Source organism: Paenibacillus sp. FW126-R14 (assembly GCF_058789495.1).
In genome coordinates this window covers 1-18670 of sequence record NZ_JBYTBS010000019.1, presented here as the reverse complement: position 1 = coordinate 18670, position 18670 = coordinate 1, and the positions used below count along the sequence as shown (strand labels likewise).

General features: G+C 49.8%; 13 protein-coding genes. All 13 read left to right on the top strand.

Annotation, left to right across the window (positions count from 1 at the left end):
• Nucleotides 1–57 precede the first annotated feature (57 nt).
• The 13 genes from AC3WRW_RS14295 to AC3WRW_RS14235 all read left to right on the top strand — a co-directional run bounded on the left by AC3WRW_RS14295 (nucleotide 58) and on the right by AC3WRW_RS14235 (nucleotide 18396).
• On the top strand, nucleotides 58–2058 hold the full coding sequence (locus AC3WRW_RS14295) for an efflux RND transporter periplasmic adaptor subunit (protein WP_492546978.1): 2001 nt from the start codon (nucleotides 58–60) through the stop codon (nucleotides 2056–2058).
• Nucleotides 2055–5204: an efflux RND transporter permease subunit gene (locus AC3WRW_RS14290; protein WP_492546977.1), complete on the top strand. Its 3150-nt coding sequence runs from the start codon at nucleotides 2055–2057 to the stop codon at nucleotides 5202–5204. The genes AC3WRW_RS14295 and AC3WRW_RS14290 overlap by 4 nt, the downstream gene beginning before the upstream one ends.
• A gap of 47 nt (nucleotides 5205–5251) precedes the next feature.
• Nucleotides 5252–8116: an RCC1 domain-containing protein gene (locus tag AC3WRW_RS14285; RefSeq protein WP_492546976.1), complete on the top strand. Its 2865-nt coding sequence runs from the start codon at nucleotides 5252–5254 to the stop codon at nucleotides 8114–8116.
• A gap of 498 nt (nucleotides 8117–8614) precedes the next feature.
• Entirely contained in the window at nucleotides 8615–8971 is a 357-nt protein-coding gene (locus tag AC3WRW_RS14280) for a DUF3870 domain-containing protein (protein WP_492546975.1), read from the top strand.
• A 123-nt stretch (nucleotides 8972–9094) separates the two neighbouring features.
• A complete protein-coding gene (gene dppA / locus AC3WRW_RS14275; protein WP_492546974.1) occupies nucleotides 9095–9919 on the top strand; it encodes a D-aminopeptidase DppA in 825 nt (274 codons plus the stop codon).
• Between the two features lie 21 nt (nucleotides 9920–9940).
• Nucleotides 9941–10873 (top strand): ABC transporter permease, encoded by a 933-nt coding sequence (locus tag AC3WRW_RS14270; RefSeq protein ID WP_492546973.1) that lies wholly within the window; start codon nucleotides 9941–9943, stop codon nucleotides 10871–10873.
• 3 nt (nucleotides 10874–10876) lie between these two features.
• A complete protein-coding gene (locus tag AC3WRW_RS14265; RefSeq protein ID WP_492546972.1) occupies nucleotides 10877–11794 on the top strand; it encodes an ABC transporter permease in 918 nt (305 codons plus the stop codon).
• Nucleotides 11795–11799: 5 nt separating this feature from the next.
• On the top strand, nucleotides 11800–12846 hold the full coding sequence (locus tag AC3WRW_RS14260; protein WP_492546971.1) for an ABC transporter ATP-binding protein: 1047 nt from the start codon (nucleotides 11800–11802) through the stop codon (nucleotides 12844–12846).
• A 31-nt stretch (nucleotides 12847–12877) separates the two neighbouring features.
• Nucleotides 12878–14521 carry a peptide ABC transporter substrate-binding protein gene (locus tag AC3WRW_RS14255; RefSeq protein WP_492546970.1) on the top strand — a complete coding sequence of 548 codons (1644 nt, stop codon included), beginning with the start codon at nucleotides 12878–12880 and terminating at the stop codon, nucleotides 14519–14521.
• Between the two features lie 69 nt (nucleotides 14522–14590).
• On the top strand, nucleotides 14591–15523 hold the full coding sequence (locus tag AC3WRW_RS14250; protein ID WP_492546969.1) for a S66 peptidase family protein: 933 nt from the start codon (nucleotides 14591–14593) through the stop codon (nucleotides 15521–15523).
• A gap of 87 nt (nucleotides 15524–15610) precedes the next feature.
• Complete coding sequence (locus AC3WRW_RS14245) at nucleotides 15611–16714, top strand: dipeptide epimerase (protein WP_492546968.1); 1104 nt, start codon at nucleotides 15611–15613, stop codon at nucleotides 16712–16714.
• A 2-nt stretch (nucleotides 16715–16716) separates the two neighbouring features.
• Nucleotides 16717–17652 (top strand): C40 family peptidase, encoded by a 936-nt coding sequence (locus AC3WRW_RS14240; protein ID WP_492546967.1) that lies wholly within the window; start codon nucleotides 16717–16719, stop codon nucleotides 17650–17652.
• A 171-nt stretch (nucleotides 17653–17823) separates the two neighbouring features.
• The gene (locus tag AC3WRW_RS14235) at nucleotides 17824–18396 is read left to right on the top strand and encodes a DJ-1/PfpI family protein (RefSeq protein ID WP_492546966.1); all 573 of its coding nucleotides are present in this window, start codon (nucleotides 17824–17826) and stop codon (nucleotides 18394–18396) included.
• Nucleotides 18397–18670: the final 274 nt, after the last annotated feature.

The window sequence follows — 18670 nt, the reverse complement described above, 5'->3', positions numbered from 1 at the left end:
TCAAATATGGTGAGAAAGAGCATTTGCCCAAACGAATAAGACGGAGGTTTCCATCCCATGAGGAAGTTCAGTTCACTCAAGAGCACCACAATCATCGCAGTCGTTACCGCGATAACCGTCACCATAGCGGGCTGCAGCGCGCCAGCAAGCACCGCTAAACCAGGGGCAAACGGCCGATCGGGAACACGCCAGATGACCGTAGAAACACAAATCGTGAAATTGTCGGACATTGGCGGCGGACAAATATTTACGGGCTCGATCACGCCGGCTTTCACCACAAATCTTTCTTCCAAAGTAAATGGCCGCATTACTTCCCTGGATGTGAACATCGGGGATACAGTGAAAGTGGGACAAGCTTTAGCGCACATTGATACGACCACGCTTCAGCAATCCTACGAACAGACCCAGAGTGATTTTGCTTTAAGTCAAGTGCAGTACAACAAAGTCGTGAACGATCAAGCGAATAGTTTGGCCTCGGCACAGAAATCGCTTGCCGTTCAGCAAGCCGCTTATGAGAAAACGATAAATGATCAGAAGAACGCAGTAGCTCTGGCGCAAATGCAATTGAATAATGCGATGACGACACAGCAAAATTCGATTGAAACGGCTAAGCAAGGAGTTTCTACAGCCCAGGTTGGATTCAACAAAGCGCAATCGGATGCGGCTACCGCTGTAACTGTCGCCCAAACCAACTTAAACTCACAGTTGGACAGCTTATTAACAACACAGAACAATAATATAGATACCTCTCAGTTGAACGTACAACAAGCTGTTGCTGCCTATAATACAGCTGCTCAGACCGGAAAAGACATGGACAACGCATTTGCCAAGCTGCAAACTACGCAGCTTGCCTTGCAGCAGGCGCAGCAGGCTCAATATAAAGATACACAGTCGGCACAGCAATCGTTGACCAACTTGCAAAATGCGTTGTTGACGGCACAAAGCTCGCAAGCGGTACAAGTTGCACAGGAGACTTTAAACTCCGCGCTTTTATCGCTATCCAACACGCAAGCAAGCGCTGCAGCTCAACTTGAGCTCAGTCGTACACAGCTGGCACAATCACAATCCACTCAGGATATCTCCAAAAATAGTGCGGAGGCAACGCTCGAGCAATCTAAGCAATCGTTGAAAGCAGCGCAGTCTACGGATTCCTTGCAAGTAAGCGCAGCCCAGCTTCAGCAAACTCAAACCAAATTGAAGATTTTAAGCGAGCAGCTTCAAGATGGTGTGTTGACGAGTCCGGTTGCAGGGATTGTAAGCGGAATTCTAGTGCCGGTCGGACAGAATGCGGGGCAATCTGCCGTCATGTCGATTGCTTCCGTAGATCCCTTGTTGGCAACGGTGAACATATCGGAAGCATCCATTGGCAAAATCAAAATGGGTTCATCGATGGCGGTAAAAATCCCTACGTTGAACAAAACATTCGATGGAACGGTATATGCCGTTCATCCGACGATGGATCCTACCTCCAAATCTTTTCTGGTAGACATTAAAATTAATGATGAGAAGCATGAAGTATTGCCCGGGATGTTTGCGGAATCCTCGCTCAAAAGCGAAGGCAAACAATCTATTGTTGTGCCAGCAGATGCCGTTCTCAGCCAACCGAGTGGCAATGCGGTATACATCGTTAAAGACGGCAAAGCGTCGAAAGTGCTTGTAAAAGTAGGCGTGATGACGAGCTCATCCTTTGAAATCACAAGCGGTCTGAAGGTTGGAGACGAGCTGGTTGTAAAAGGGCAAGAGCTGCTTTCCGATAACGTGCCGGTACAGATTAATCAACCGGGGCAAGAGAACGGAGCAGGCAAAGGCCAGGGGCAAGGCAGAGGCCAAGGCCAAGGACAAGGCGGTCAAGGCCAGGGAGGTCAAGGTGGCCAGGGCGGCCAAGGCAGAGGCCAAGGTCAAGGTGGCCAGGGCCAAGGACAAGGCCAAGGCCAAGGACAAGGAGGCCAAGGCCGAAACGGGCAAGGCACGGAAGGTAAGGGACCTGCCCCGTCAGGGACAAGGCCGAGCGGGAATGGCCCTGACGCAGCGGCTCCGAAAGCGGGGGCTGGACAGTGAAATTAGCTAATTTCTCCGTTCATCGCCCTGTCACGATCTTAATGATCATGATCTCGCTCGTCATTGTGGGCTCGATTGCGATTCCTCTTCTACCGGTGGATCTTTACCCGAATCTGGAAATTCCATCGGCAACCGTATCGGTTTCTTGGAGCGGCGCATCGCCAGGACAGATCGAGCAGCAAATTACGAAGCCGATTGAGAATGCGATGGCAACCGTCACAGGAGTAACGAGTATTTCCTCCAGCTCCCGTACAGGTTCAAGCAACGTTACCCTGCAATTTAATTACGGAACGAATATTGATCAGGCAACATTAACGATGAGGGATAAATTGGATCGTGTCCGAAGGCAGCTTCCGTCCGATGCAGATGCTCCAGTCGTTTCACGTGTCGATCCGAACAGCACGCCGATCATGACATTGGCTTTGTATGGCAAAACCGATCTTGTCACACTGCGCGACATTGCTGACAATATTGTAAGTCCCGATGTTCAGCGTTCGGACGGTGTCGCCTCGGTTGGCGTTACCGGCGGACGTGTCAGACAAATTCAAATTCTCGTAGAGCCAAGCCGCTTGCAGCAATACAATATTTCTTTCAGTACATTGGTGTCAGCTCTCGGGAATGATAATTCTTCCACCGACGCCGGACTTGTCAATAAAGGGAGTCAACTGGTGCCCCTGCATATTGATGGGGAATTTAAATCAACGGCAGATATCGGCAAAGTACAAGTACAGCTGGGGCGTGGACAAACGATTGCACTAAGCGAACTCGGCACCATTATAGATACCTATCAAGATGTTACGCTTGAAGCGCGTAAAGACGGAGAAGCCAGCGTCTCGCTCTCTGTACTTAAACAATCCGATGGAAATACGGTTTCCGTATCCAGCAACATCCAGAATTCGCTTCAAGATATTCAATCCAAGCTGCCGGAAGGCATGCATATTGCGGTATTGAACGATTCCGCGAAGTTTATTCGCGATTCCTTGCGTACCGTCGTTGAGCATACGCTGCTCGGGGGCGTGTTCTCGGTCATCATCCTGTTGTTCTTCCTGCGCAGCGTAAGGGCGACGCTCATTATCGGTCTCGTGATCCCGATTTCCATTATCAGTACATTCAGTATGATGTATTTCGGTCATCAGACGATTAATACGATTACGCTTGGCGGCTTGGCACTTGGTCTCGGTTCGCTTGTAGACTTCGCCGTCGTTGTATTGGAAAGTATTTTCCGTAAACGACATGAAGGCCTGTCTCCTGAAGAAGCCGCCAAAGTGGGAACGGCCGAAGTGGGAACAGCGGTTATGGCTTCGGCGTTGGCCCAAATTGCGGTGTTTGCGCCGACGGCTTTCATTAGCGGTTTAGTGAAACAATTTTTCTGGCCGATGGCGCTTGTGGTTTGTTTCTCTCATATCGCGGCATGGTTTGCGGCGGTCACTTTGGTCCCAATGCTCGCGGCGAAAATTTTGCGCAAGAAGGTCGATGAAGAGCTGCCGACCGGCAGATCCCTCAATCCTTTCGTGTGGTTCGGCCGGGGCATGGAGCATGTCACACATTGGTACAGCAGGCTGCTCCGGTGGTCCATGCTTCACCGTTGGGTCATTATCGCTATTACCGTTATCTTGTTCGCTGGCAGTGTGTACGCGGTTCGTTTTGTAGGCAGTGAATTAACGCCCAAAACCGATCAAGGACAAGTCAATCTAAATATTAATCTCCCGCAGGGGACGGATTTCGCCGTGACGAATCAAGTCGCTGCAACGCTGGAAACGAGATTGAAAGATGTGCCGGAAATAGACACGGTCTTTACATCTGTCGGATCGGCTGGCGGCGGAGCGTTTCAATCGGCGTCAACCAATACGGGCAGCATTCAAATTAGGCTGAAACCGCTCAGCGAAAGAAAGAAAAGCACCGATCAAGTTGCGGAACAAATCCGGACGCTTACAACGGGCTTCGCGGGAGCGCAAATTAGCGTGAGCGTTCCATCGGGCGTGCGTCTTCCGGGACTTGGCGGTGGCGGCAACTTCGGCGGCGGCGACATTCAAGTTAATCTATCCGGGCCGGATTTAGCGATTTTGCAAAAGCTGGGCGATCTCGTCGTACAGGAAATTTCATCCGTAGATGGCACACGCAATGTGCAAAATACGTTAGACCGTTCGATTCCGCAATTTAATTTAACGATCGATCGCGATGCAGCGGCACATTACGGCGTATCGTTGAGAGACGTGATGACGGCATTGCGAACAGCTTATCAGGGAAGCGTGGCGACGCAGTTTAAAACAGCCAGCTCGCAAATTTCTGTTCTTGTGAAGTATCCGAACGATTTTACGAACAAGCTGGAGAACTTCAATAATGTGACGATTACGACGTCAAGCGGTACGGTCGTGCCGGTCAGTCTCATTGCCAAAGTCGAACCGGGAACAGGCCCTGCGCAAATTCGCAGGCAGGATCAGAACCGTGTGGCAACGGTGCAAGCTTCCGTATTTGGAGCTTCTGTCGGGGAGGTATCGGCGCTGGTCCAACAGAAAATTGATGCAATACAACCACCGGATGGCTACCAGGTTACGATGGGCGGTCAGCAGCAAAGCCAGAATGATTCCTTCAAAAGCTTATACTTGATTCTTATACTATCCGTTGCCTTAGTGTACATGGTCATGGCTAGTCAATTTGAATCGCTATACGGGCCTTTTATCATCATGTTCTCGCTGCCTCCGACGTTCATTGGAGCTATCTTGGGACTTCTGGTGACCCATCGAACCATTAATATGAACTCCATCATCGGAATGATTATGCTGGTCGGGATTGTCGTGAATAATGCCATTGTTTTAATCGATTATACGAATCAATTGCGAGCGAAAGGCATGCCGTTATTCGATGCTTTGATTGAAGCGGGCAAAGTACGATTGCGGCCAATTTTGATGACAACAGCGACTACTGTACTTGCGATGGTGCCGCTTGTCATTGGATTCGGGGAGGGTGCGGAGACACAAGCTTCCATGGCAACCGTTGTAGCATTTGGCTTAACCTTATCCACACTAATTACCTTGGTATTGATTCCTGTTGTTTACACATTGCTGGACAGCTGGAAAAACGGCATTGCGAGAAGATTTAAACGCAAGCCTGCAATCGTTCAGGAACAAGGTACGACAGCCACATGATAGAAAGTGCCAATATAGCCAACATAGCTTTCTTAAGGAGAAGGAACATGAAAACAGTGAAACGTAATGTTACTCTCTGGCTGCTGGGTTTTCTGCTTGTTAGTTCCTTCACGGCTTTCCCGTTATTTCCCGGGAAAGTTTTTGCGGAAACGAACAGCCCTGCGGCCGGAACATCAGATATAAAGCCTGCTTTGATCAAGCAAATTAGCGGCGGCAAAGGTTTCACGGTTATTTTGAAGAAAGACGGAACGGTTTGGACATGGGGAAATAATCTCCGCGGCAAGCTAGGCTCAGGGTTGAACAACCGCGATCAAGCGACGCCCATCAGCGGGTTGTCAGGAATAACCGCAATTGCGGTTGGTCAAGCCCACTCCTTAGCGCTCAAATCGGATGGCACCGTATGGTCTTGGGGAGAAAATACATTTGGACAATTAGGCGATGGCTCAACGATTGACCGGTCAACACCTGTTCAAGTTGCTAATCTTACCCATGTGACTGCGATTTCCGCGGGCAATTTCCACTCTGTTGCGATCAAAGACGATGGAACGGCTTGGAGCTGGGGAGACAATACGTACGGCCAACTCGGCGACAGTACGAATACAGGCCAGAATAAACCCGTACAAGTAAAAGGCAATATAGTCTCGGTTAAAGCGATAGCGAGCGGCGCTTACCACACTTTGGCGATTGACCAAGACGGCGTTGTATGGGCCTGGGGCGATAATTACTTTGGCGAGCTCGGCTATGGCTACGATCAGAACCGATTGAATACGCCAATTGTGACTACAAGTTCGAACTGGCATATCACACAGATCGCTGCCGGGTTCGACTACTCATTAGCTCTCAAGGACGACGGTACCGTGTTAACATGGGGACTGATCGACTCAGATCCAAGCACTATGTATAATGCGGTAACTACCCACACGCAGGATGAAAATAAATTTCCCGTTCTTGTGACCGGATTGGATCACGTCGCTCAAATCACGGCCGGGGGTTCGCACGCAGTTGTGTTAAAGGACGATGGCAGCGTCTATACATGGGGGGTTAATACTTCAGGTCAGCTCGGCATAGGAACCGCCTTTGACGGGAAAACCTGGAACCGGTCATTTCCCGATCATGTCAATGGTCTGCCCGAAATAACGGGAATAGGTGCGGGTTCTAATTTTACTTTTGCTATCGATAAAGATGACAAACTCTGGGCCTGGGGGAACAACAGCTACAGCCAGCTTGGCGACAAGACGCTGAACAACCAATCCGCCCCGATTCAAACGCGGGTGAACGAATGGCTGAATCCTCCGGTGCTAAATCCCGGTGAAGGAACGGTCATCATCAAAGCTCCTAGAGAGCAAACCCTTACAGCCAGTGAAAGCGATACATTTGTTATCAAAAATAAACAGCTGTACGGTTGGGGAAGCAATGCGTTCGGTCAATTGGGTGACGGCACTCATACCTCTGCCATTGCACCGGAAGCGATAAGTCTGGACGGGATCGCGACCATTGAAAGCGGCGATTCTCACACGGTTGCCGTCAAGCAGGATGAAACCCTCTGGGCGTGGGGACAGAACTTCTCCGGTCAATTAGGCGATGGAACTACGACACCAAGCTCTTCGCCTGTTCAAGTGAAAGCTTTGAACGGCGTCGTATCCGCGGCGGCAGGCAGCAACCATACGCTGGCTCTGCTGAATAATGGTTCCGTATGGAGCTTTGGCGACAATACGTACGGTCAGCTGGGTCATGATAAAACGGCAGCGTCAAATCAAATCATCCAGCTATCTAATATTGTTGCTATCGCTTCAGGAGCCAATTTTAACTTGGCTTTAGAGAATACCGGGAAAATTTGGGCTTGGGGAGATAATACGAACGGACAGTTGGGAGACGGGACGCTTGCCGGCAAGCAGCAGCCCGTGCAAATTCCTGATGTAACCGGCGTTATCGCCATTGCTGCGGGTAAAAACTTTGCACTTGCCGTAAAGAATGATGGCACCGTGTGGGCGTGGGGGTACAATGCCTTCGGACAATTAGGCAACGGTACAACGGCTAATCAAACGAAGCCTGTTCAAGTGACAGGACTGCCCTCTATGAAATCTGTTTATGCAGGCTCTTACCACAGCTTGGCGATTGCCAATGACGGGACTGTGTGGGCTTGGGGCCAGAACCTGTTCGGTCAGTTAGGCGATGGAACCAAGATCAATCAGAATAAGCCGGAACAAGTAAAAGGGATTTCCAATGCAGCTGCCGCGGCCGCAGGCGGGACTCATAGCGTGGTGAAAGATAAGGATGGCGTCATTTGGGCCTGGGGAGGCAACTACACGGGCCAACTTGGGAACAATACTTTGACCAATAGCTATCAGCCGTCTGTCGTTACGGGTCTTGGCGTTTCTTTCAACGATTTGGAAGGACACTGGGCGAAGGAAAATATTGTTCAAGCGGCGGAAAAAGGGATTGTGAACGGCTTTAGCGACGGCAGCTTTCTGCCTGACCGCGTGATTACAAGAGGCGAATTTGTGAAGCTTGCCGCTACGGCCATGCATTTGCCTATCGCTTCAGTGAACGCAGGCGAAGCCTGGTATCAACCTTATATAGATGCTGTACAAAAGGCGGGAATTCTCCAAATCGGGGATTTGCAGCAGGGCTGGGATCTTCCCGTTACACGTCAGGAGATTGCAGCAGTTGCCCTTCGCGCGGTAAGCCCGGATTTGGAAAGAGCAAATACCGCTCTTGCACCGAACTTTGTGATGAGCGGGGCGGTTAACAAAGGCCTGTTACAAGGTTTGAGCGATGGAAAGCTGGCGCCGGATGAGGCAACAACGCGAGCTCAAGCGGTAATTGTCATCGAGCGCATCGGTAACGTTCTGCAAGGCATGACGCTTCCGGTTGATCCGCTGGCTGTAGAGCAAGCCAAGCAAGGCAGCTAACGGGAAAAGCTCCCTCTAAATTGCTCGGTAAATGATTTTGCAGGGAAATAAAAGGAAAACTGGACCTCCCGCTAATCTGACCGGATTTCGTAGATTCTCACGGAACCGGTGCAAATAGCGGGAGGTTTTTTATACCGATAATCCCCCGACAAAAAAATGCTACACAGTACGAACAGACTTTATTATAATGTAAATATAAGGAACAATTCTTTTACAAATCAGGACGAAGGAGGATCGCCTTGAATTCATTGGATGAACCGGGCGCCAATGAAGCGTAATTCAGTCCTCAGAGCGGACTTCGCACTTTCATCGATAACTTGGCATGGCATTTGTAAGCGCATACGCATTAGGGAGAGATTCGTTATTTACAACATGTGAATTCGATGTTAGAATATATTACATTATTGGCGGTCTGGTTCTGGCGGTCGTAGGAAGACTCAATCTCTTCCCACATCCCGCTCAGAAATCGAACAGAATGCTAAGTAGGAGAGTGCTCGTTTGTTATACGACAAAGACACGATTTATATTATCGGCGATGCGCAAGCTTCCGTGAACAATCCTATTACGCAGCAGTACAACGCATTTTTCATTGGACTTGTCGTGGATACGACAAGCCACAAAATCGTTGATGCAGGATGTTCGTCCACGATACCGCTCACATCGGATTTTGTCCGCTCTATCTTCATCGGGCACAATATGCTGCTCCTTGATGTGGTAACGGAAGAAATTCGCCGGAGATATCATGGATCATCCCAGAAGGCATTGGTCGTAGCGTATAAAGACGCACAAAAAAAATACAAACTAGCACTTAACGGCCGGGAAGAGATGGGTTTCCAAACTTTCGGTACAGTGTAAGCTGCTTTATTTATCCGTATGGCAACATACCCGTAAATAAAACCCAGCAAATGGTTACTTGGGATGAATGCTCCCGGGGCTGTTTGCTGGGTTTTTGTTATCTTACTATAGGGAGGACAACCTATGAAACTTTATATTTCCATTGATATGGAAGGGATTACCGGACTAGTGGATAACACGTTTGTCGATTCCAGACAGTACAATTACACACGCGGGCAGCACATGATGACGGATGAAGCCAATCATGTCATAGGAACTGCTTTTGACGAAGGCTGCAAGGAAGTTATCGTGAATGACAGTCATTCCAAAATGAACAATCTCTTAATCGAGAAGCTGCATCCCGAAACCCAGCTGATCTCGGGGGACGTAAAGCCTTTTTCCATGGTACAGGGGCTGGATGCTTCCTTCGCAGGTGCGGCATTTCTAGGTTATCACACGAGAGCAGCCACCAAAGGTGTGCTTAGTCATACGATGATTTTCGGCGTTCGAAATATGTACATCAACGATAGAGCAATAGGCGAGCTCGGTTTTAACGCTTATGTTGCCGGTCATTACGGTGTGCCTGTTTTATTAGTGGCTGGGGACGATGAAACCGCAATTGAAGCGGAAGAGCTCATTCCGGGCATTACGACAGCGATTGTAAAGAAGCGAATATCGCGAACGTCTGCCGTGTGCTTAACCCCTGAAAAAAGCGGGCAGCTGCTCCGGGAAAAAACGAAGGAGGCACTGGCTAACCGCAGCCGGGTAAAACCGCTCGTACCTCCCCCGCATCCGGTCTTGAAGATTGAATTTGCCAATTATGGCCAAGCGGAGTGGGCGCACCTGATGCCGGGTACGACGATAGACGATAACAGCCCTACGGTTACCTATCAGGCGAAAAATATACTAGAAGCTTATCAAGCTATGTTAGTTATGACGGAATTGGCGATGAGAACGGCATTTTGCTAAAAAGCGGGAGCGGGTGATAGCGTGACACAATATATTCTTCGCAGATTTATCTCCATGATTGTCACACTGTGGCTAATTATCACGGTTACTTTTGCACTGATGCATACGGTTCCGGGGTCGCCATTCGAGAAAGAAGGCAAAACTTCGAATCCGACGGCGGTTCAGAACATGATGGAATTTTACCATTTGGACCAACCCATTACGACGCAGTACTTTCTTTATTTAAAATCGCTGCTTTCGTTGGACCTCGGGCCTTCTATCGGCCACTTTCCCGATACCGTGAATGCCATGATCAGCCGTGGATTTCCGGTTTCGTTCCAGCTTGGCATGGCGTCCATCCTGATTTCAATCGTTACGGGTATCGCGCTCGGAACGGTCGCCGCACTCCGGCAGAACCGAATCATCGATTACCTCGCCATGATTTTTGCGGTTATCGGCATTGCGGTACCTAACTTCATTGTAGCAACCTTGCTGATCAAATACGTCGCCGTCGAGTGGAAGCTCCTTCCCGTAGCCACATGGGGAACCTGGAAGCATGTCGTCCTTCCCGCACTTGCGCTGTCAACAGGACCTCTGGCCATTATAGCCAGACTAACCAGAGCAAGCATGTTGGAGGTGCTGACAGCCGACTACATCGAAACCGCAAGGGCCAAAGGCTTGTCGCCAGCCACGATCGTCATCAAGCATGCGCTTCGCAATGCGGTGCTTCCGGTCATTACTTTGCTCGGCGCATTGGTGGCCAACGTACTTACGGGGAGCTTCGTGATCGAGAAGATTTTCGCCATTCCGGGCATGGGCAAATATTTCGTCGATGGCATTAATAATCGCGATTACTCGCTCATTATGGGTACGACCGTATTTTATAGCGCTCTGCTGGTCATGATGATGTTCCTGGTGGATATCGCCTATGGGTTCATTGATCCCCGCATCAAGCTGCACAGGAAGGAGGGGTAACCGATGAACGTTCCGGATTCTTTATTTGTCCCTATGTCCAAAAGTGCAGGGACGGCGGAAGCCATTGTTCGCGTACGGCTGTCGTTCTGGCAGGAAGCATGGATCAGACTGCGTGCAAACAAATTGGCCATGGCGGGGCTGATCATCGTTGTGCTGATGGCGATGCTTGCCCTGTTTGGGCCGATGTTGACGGACCAAAGCTACTCGAAGCAGGTGCTGCTGGACGCCAATCAAAAGCCGTCGGCAGCCCACTGGTTCGGCACGGATGAGCTTGGACGCGACGTGTATGCCCGTATTCTCTACGGAGCGCGCATCTCGCTATTTATCGGCCTCATGGCGGCTTTGATCGATTTGGTCATCGGCATTATTTATGGCGGCATTGCCGGTTACTTCGGGGGACGACTCGATAATCTCATGATGAGATTCGTGGATCTTTTGTACGGGATTCCGTATCTGCTTGTCGTCATTCTGCTGATGGTCGTGATGGGCCCGGGCCTCGTAACGATCATTGTAGCCTTAAGCGCCACAGGTTGGATCGGGATGGCGCGAATTGTACGCGGACAAGTGCTAAGTTTAAAGTCGTCGGAGTACGTGTTGGCGGCAAGAACGTTAGGCGCAGGAGCGGGTTACATTATCCGCAAGCATTTGCTGCCTAATGCGATAGGCGTCATTATCGTGCAGGTGACGTTCTCGGTGCCATCCGCTATTTTCGCAGAAGCGTTCTTAAGCTTTCTTGGGCTAGGTATTCAGCCGCCTTTGGCGAGCTGGGGCGTTATGGCCAATGACGGTCTGTCGACCATTTTGTCGGGCCAGTGGTGGCGGTTATTTTATCCGGCATTTTTCATATCGATGACGATGCTTGCCTTTAACCTGGTCGGGGATGGCTTGCAGGACGCTTTTAATCCGAAAAGGAGGAGGTAGCCGAGGTGAAAGCAACGAACCCGTCTGATGTTATTTTGGAAGTGGACAATCTTCATGTCTCATTTGCCACGCACGGCGGAGAAGTGAAGGCGGTTCGCGGAGTCAGCTTTACGTTAGGCAAAGGAGAGACACTGGCGATCGTCGGTGAATCCGGCTGTGGCAAAAGTGTAACAGCACGCAGCATGATGCGTCTTCTGCCCGAGCACAGTTCGAAAATCAGCCAAGGCAGCATCCGTTACAAGGGCAGGGAACTGACCCAGCTTAGCGAAAAACAGCTGCGGGAGCTGAGAGGCTCGGAGCTGTCAATGATTTTCCAAGATGCCATGACGGCACTGAATCCCACCATCTCCATCGGAGAGCAGATTATGGAAGGGATCATTCGCCATCAGAAAATATCGCGTGCGGAAGCACGCAAGCAAGCAATGGAAATGCTTGAGCTGGTTGGCATTTCCAATCCTGAGACGCGCTTGAAGCAATATTTGCACGAATGCAGCGGAGGCATGAGACAACGGATCATGATTGCCATCGCAGCGGTGTGCAAGCCTTCGGTGCTGATTGCCGATGAGCCGACTACGGCGCTGGATGTGACCATCCAAGCGCAAATCATCGAGCTGTTCAAAATGCTGCAGAAGAAAACCGGCGTTTCCATCATCATCATCACGCATGACCTTGGTGTTGTTGCGAATATGGCCGACCGGATCCATGTGATGTATGCCGGCAAAATCGTCGAAGCCGGGACGGTGGACGAGCTGTTCCGCCATCCGCAGCACCCCTACACCAAAGGGCTGCTGGCTTCCATGCCGCGCTTGGACACAGACAAGTCGCTGCCGCTTACGCCGATTGCGGGAACGCCGCCGGATCTGTTTGCTCCGCCGGCAGGCTGCGCTTTTGCAGCGCGATGCAGGTATGCCATGGAAGTATGCGGGGCCTACCAGCCGGAGCAGACGGCCGTATCGAGCAGCCATTCCGTGTCCTGCTGGCTTCAGGATCCGCGATCACAACTTGTATTCCAGCCGCCGATCAAGCGAAATATCATGACGGCTCTAGGATAAATAAGACAATGAACGAAGGGGAGAAATGCTCATGAAAAAAGTTTCAGCATTGCTAATCAGCTCCGTATTGGTCATCGGTACGTTACTAGCCGGATGCAGCAAAGATCCAGGGGCCGGAACCTCAGAGTCCGGAGCCAAGCAGACGGAAGCAGCCAAAGAAACGAAATCCAAAATCCTCCTTTACAACAATTTGAAAGAACCGACTTCCCTCGATCCTCCGAAAGGATTTGACCAAGTTTCTTATGACGTTGTCAACAATGCGTTTGAGGGATTGACGCGCCTTGGCAAGAATCAGGCGCCGGAGCCGGCGATGGCCAAAGAGTGGAAAGTTACTCCTGATGGGAAAAAGTACACGTTTACGCTTCGGGACGGCATTAAGTGGTCCAACGGAGACCCGGTCAAAGCGGCCGATTTTGAGTATGCCTGGAAGCGTCTGTTAGATCCAAAAACAGCTTCTGATGCGGCTTTTCTCGCATATCCTATTGAGGGAGCGGAAGCTTTCAACTCCGGCAAGGGAACAGCGGATGGTGTGAAAATTAAGGCTTTGGACGACAAGACCTTAGAGGTCACTTTGATACAGCCGGCTTCTTGGCTTGTCGGCATGGTTTCGAGCCCGGCCTTCTTCCCCGTGCATAAGGCTACTGTGGAAGGCAATGCCAAATGGGCCGGCGAAGCATCCACGATTGTAAGCAACGGGCCGTTCAAAATTACGGAATGGAAGCATGACAGCGAGCTGAAAATGGTGAAGAACGATCAGTACTGGGATGCCGCAAACGTAAAATTGACGGGCGTTACGTTCAAAATGATCAATGATACGAACACCGCGTATCAACTCTTTACTACCGGCGAGCTGCACACAACCGGTTCCATTCCGGCCGACATGAGCGATAAATTGTTCGCAGAAAACAAAGTGAAAGTGGAGGACGCCGCAGGATCGGCATTTTACCGCTTTAATGTAAAAATGGCGCCATTCAATAACGTAAACATCCGCAAAGCTTTCGTTGCAGCGGTAGACAGACAGAAGCTTGTGGATTTGGTTCTGAAGCAAAAGCAGAAGCCAGCAGACGGCTATGTATCGCCAGGTCTTAAGGATGCTGCCGGGGGAGATTTCCGCCAGGTTGGCGGCAGTCTGATTAAGTTTGATGCGGCGGAAGCGAAGCAGCTTTTGGCCAAAGGGATGCAGGAAGCCGGCTATACGACGCTGCCGGAAGTAACTTTGACTTATAACACGAATGATGTCTCTCAACGCATTGCCCAAACGCTGCAAGCTATGCTCAAAGACAACTTGGGCATCGATGTGAAGCTGGCCAACAAAGAAGGCAAAGTGTTGACGACCGAACAAAAAGCGCTGCAGCTGCAATTGTCGCGTTCTTCGTTCCTTCCGGACTTCGCCGATCCGATCAACTTCCTGGACGGTTTCCAATCGACGAATCCGTTCAGCCGCACAGGTTGGGTGAACGCTTCCTATGATAAATTGATCAAAGATGCCTATGCAGAATCGGATGAGGCCAAACGATACAAATTGATGCATGATGCGGAAAAGATTTTGATGGACGAAGCTCCTATTCTGCCGCTTTACTTCTATAACTCTACTTACCTGCAAAGCGATAAATTGGAAGGCGTCGTTAGACACGCTTTCGGCTTCTTGGACTTTAAGTGGGCGGATTTGAAATAAAAAGAAGGGCGAGGGAAGCACCTGTCAGGGGTGCCTCTCCCTTTTGGCCTGCCGGAAAGGAGATTTTCCATGGTTGAGCTTATTAAGCCTCGGCGGTTAAGCCCTGGCGATACGGTAGCGATTACGGCCCCGGCAAGTTGGGTAGACACGGAACAGGTGAAAGCGGATTCAATCTTTTTGCAAAAAATGGGGCTGCATGTTCGATTTGGAGATACCTTATCCATGCAATACGGCTATCTTGCGGGAACGGATGAGGCGCGGGCCGGGGAGTTGAACGCCATGTTCGCCGATCCTGCGGTTAAAGCGATCATTTGTGCGCGCGGCGGATACGGTACGGGGCGAATAGCCGATCTTCTGGACTATGACCTTATTCGCGCGAATCCGAAAATTTTTTGGGGCTATAGCGATATTACCTTTTTGCATGCGGCGATGAGACGATTTGCGGGTTTGGTTACTTTTCATGGACCTATGTTGGTTGATCTGGGAAAAGATGAGGTTCACCCGCTAACCCTTCAAAATTATGAGTCGCTGCTTCATCCAGCCGTACTCCGCTACACAGAAGAGATTTCCCCTCTGCAAACGTTGGTGGAAGGGGAAGCCTTCGGACCGCTTGTGGGAGGGAACCTTTCTTTAATCGTAAGTACACTGGGAACGGCTTATGAGCTGGATACGTGCGGGAAGCTATTTTTTATTGAAGATATCGATGAGGAGCCCTACAGGTTGGACCGGATGTTGAATCAGCTCAGACTGGCTGGAAAATTTGCGGATGCTGCCGGCATTCTGCTCTGTGACTTTCATAATTGTGTGCCGAGCAAACGGAAAGTGTCGCTTACTTTAGAAGAGATTTTTCACGCTCACATCGTTTCCGCCGGGAAGCCGACGCTCTCGGGATTCAAAATCGGCCACTGCTCTCCGAATATTGCGGTTCCACTCGGTATTGAGGCAAGAATGAGCACCCGCGAGAAGCTGCTGGAGTGTATGGAACCCGGTGTAGAGGCATAGGCTCCAAGCTTATGCTTCCGAAGTAGTTTTGTGGCATAAGTCCGATTCGTCTGCATAACTGCACAAAACTTTCAGGAGGCAACAAATATGAACATTATTCAAAGTGTTGAAGTCATGCGGCAGTCGACTCCGCTTAAGAAGCCGTTCAAAACAGCACTGCGTACCGTGTACAGCACGGAATCCATCATTGTTCGAATTGGGACGGACGACGGCAGAGCGGGTTGGGGGGAGGCACCGGCGACCATCGTCATCACAGGCGACAGCTTGGATAGCATTCATTCGGCTATCGTCAATACGTTCACTCCTTTATTAATTGGCAAAAGCTTACTGGCTTACGAACGCATTCTGCAGGAAGTTCATCAAGCGATGATCGGAAGCAGCAGCGCTAAAGCGGCTGTGGATATGGCTGTCTACGATCTTGTCGCACAGAATTGCGGTTTGCCCTTGTACCAGTTCCTTGGGGGATATAAGGATCAGATTGAAACTGATTTTACGGTCAGCGTCAATTCGGCTAAGGAAATGGGAGAAGATGCGATTCGTTCTGTGCAGGAAGGCTTCAATGTACTGAAGATTAAAGTCGGTAAGGATGATTTGCAAGAGGATATCGAACGGATGAAGGAAATCCGCAGGTGCGTGGGCAGCAGCGTGAAAATTCGCATCGATGCGAATCAGGGATGGCAGGTAAAGGATGCTATTCGCGCGATCCGCCGCATGGAGGACTTAGGGCTTGATATTGAGCTGGTTGAACAGCCCGTGAAAGCAGGAGATATCGAAGGGTTGAAAATGGTTACCGATCACGTGGAAACTCCCATTATGGCGGATGAGAGCGTGTTTACGCCCGTTCAAGCGTTTGAGGTGCTGAAAAACCGCGCAGCCGACCTGATTAATATCAAATTGATGAAATCCGGCGGTATTTACAAAGCGCAAATCATTAATCAGATCGCGGAAGAATTCGGTGTCGAATGCATGGTGGGCAGCATGATCGAATCCCGTGTGGCCGTAACAGCCGCGGCGCATTTAGCTGCCAGCAAGAAAAATATTACGCGCTGCGATTTCGATGCGCCGCTGTTAATGCTCCAAGATATTGTGGTTGGCGGCGTGCAGTATGACGGAAGGGTCATGACCTTCCCCAAAACAGCGGGACTTGGCATTATCGACGTGATTCACAGCCAAAGTGTAGTGGGGTCATGAGCATGAGCATGCCGAAACGAATGACGGTCGTTGTTTCTGTCGCCACGGTATGGACGAAGCCGGAATCTCCAAGGCCAATGGATAAGCCTGCCTTGAAGTATCCGGCCCGAATAAGAGAATGGCTTGGGCAAATGACGCTGAATGACAAGCTGGACTTGTGCATAGCGAACCGGGTTCAAACACAAATTCTTTATGGCTCCGTAGTACTTGTCGTCGAAGAGGTTATGAAAGAAGGCGAGGGTTGGAGCAAGGTGCTTATCCCACAGCAGGGAACGCGCAAGGAGGCCTTGGGCTACCCTGGTTGGGTGCCAAGCTGCCAGTTAGCTGCTGCGGAGGAAGCTCCTGCCGGCTCCAAGCGAGCCGAAGTAATCGCCGATAAAGCATGGCTGTATAAGCATCCGACCGAGCGGTCGATCGAATTGAGCTATCTGACTTGTTTGCCTGTGTTGAAGGTAACGGAACGATGGGTGATCGTGCAGACTCCAGAGGGAGCCGGGTATCTAAGCGCGGATGACGTTCGCTTGGTCGATGGCCTCCTGGCATCCGGAGTTGGAGAAGTCCATATCGGACGGGGGATTGTAGATCAGGGGAAGAGGTTCCTCGATCTGCCCTATCTGTGGGGAGGAATGTCCTCCTTCGGCTATGACTGTTCCGGTTTTGCTTATGCCATGCACAAATATTTTGGGATTTTGATTCCTAGAGACGCCTCGGATCAAGCGATGCAGGGGACTTTCGTTGAGAAGGATCAGCTGGAGCCGGGGGATTTGCTCTTTTTCGCTCATGAAGAAGGAAAGGGAGCTATTCACCATGTTGGGATTTACGCCGGAGACAATCTCATGATCCATTCCCCTGAAACTATAAAAAGTATTGAAATTGTGGATTTGAGCACGATGAAGCTGGCCAAGGAGCATTGCGTATCAAGGCGTTATTGGAAGTAACGGTATTGGAAAAGCGCGCAAGGCGCCATGATAGCTCACTCATAGCGGCAGTCTGGGACTTCTTCTTGTCCAAGGCTGCCGTTATTGGTGGTATAATATACCATACTGGGAGTGCCGTTGGTCTAACGGGGCACAAGAGCCCATCGAAACTGATGCATTGAGGTGTAATAAATGGGGAAGATCATTTGTTTTATATCAGAAGATTTTGCTGATTTTGAGATTACTTTAGCATTCCATAAGATTAAAAATGTTGGCAAAAAAGAAGTATTATCGATGGGATACAATCTGGAGTCTGTAATTAGTGAGTCTGGTCTATATTATAAGCCTAATTTGACAGTTTCTGATGCGTTGGAACTGGACGACATAGAGGGATTGATCATCCCTGGCGGACCGATTCGAAATCAACAGAATGAGTTAACCGAACTCATCATAAAACTGGATCAAAAAGAGAAAATGCTAGCAGCCATATGTCATGGTCCTCAATATCTAGGTAGAGCTGGTATTTTAAATACAAGAAATTTTACCACTTCATGCTCGATAGAAAGAATAAACAAATTAGGTGTGATAGATCCTTTTCCGCGTGAAAATTATTTAAATAAGCGTGTTGTCCGGGACGGTCATGTCATTACGGCCATTGGTCGTGCCTTTGTTGATTTCTCTTTTGAGATATTTGATTATCTTGGGGTTTATCAAGATCAGTATGAGGAAAGCGAACAATTATTTAAAGATATTATGGACAGATGACGCATTAAGTAGTTTTCAAATCCCAGCATTAAGAAGAAGGAATAGGAAAATAACGGGAAATTCTCCCTCTAAATGGCTCGAAAGATGACCTCGCAGGGAAATAGAAGGAAAAACTCCCTTTGATTAGACCGGATTCCGAGAATTCTGATGAAATCGGCGCAAATAGTGGGAGTTTTTCCTGTTAAATGAATCTGACAGATGAAGTAAAATAATTTGTGTACCAACATTTGGAGTATAGGCAAACGACAAAAAAGTAGGGTATTCTCGGGATTAC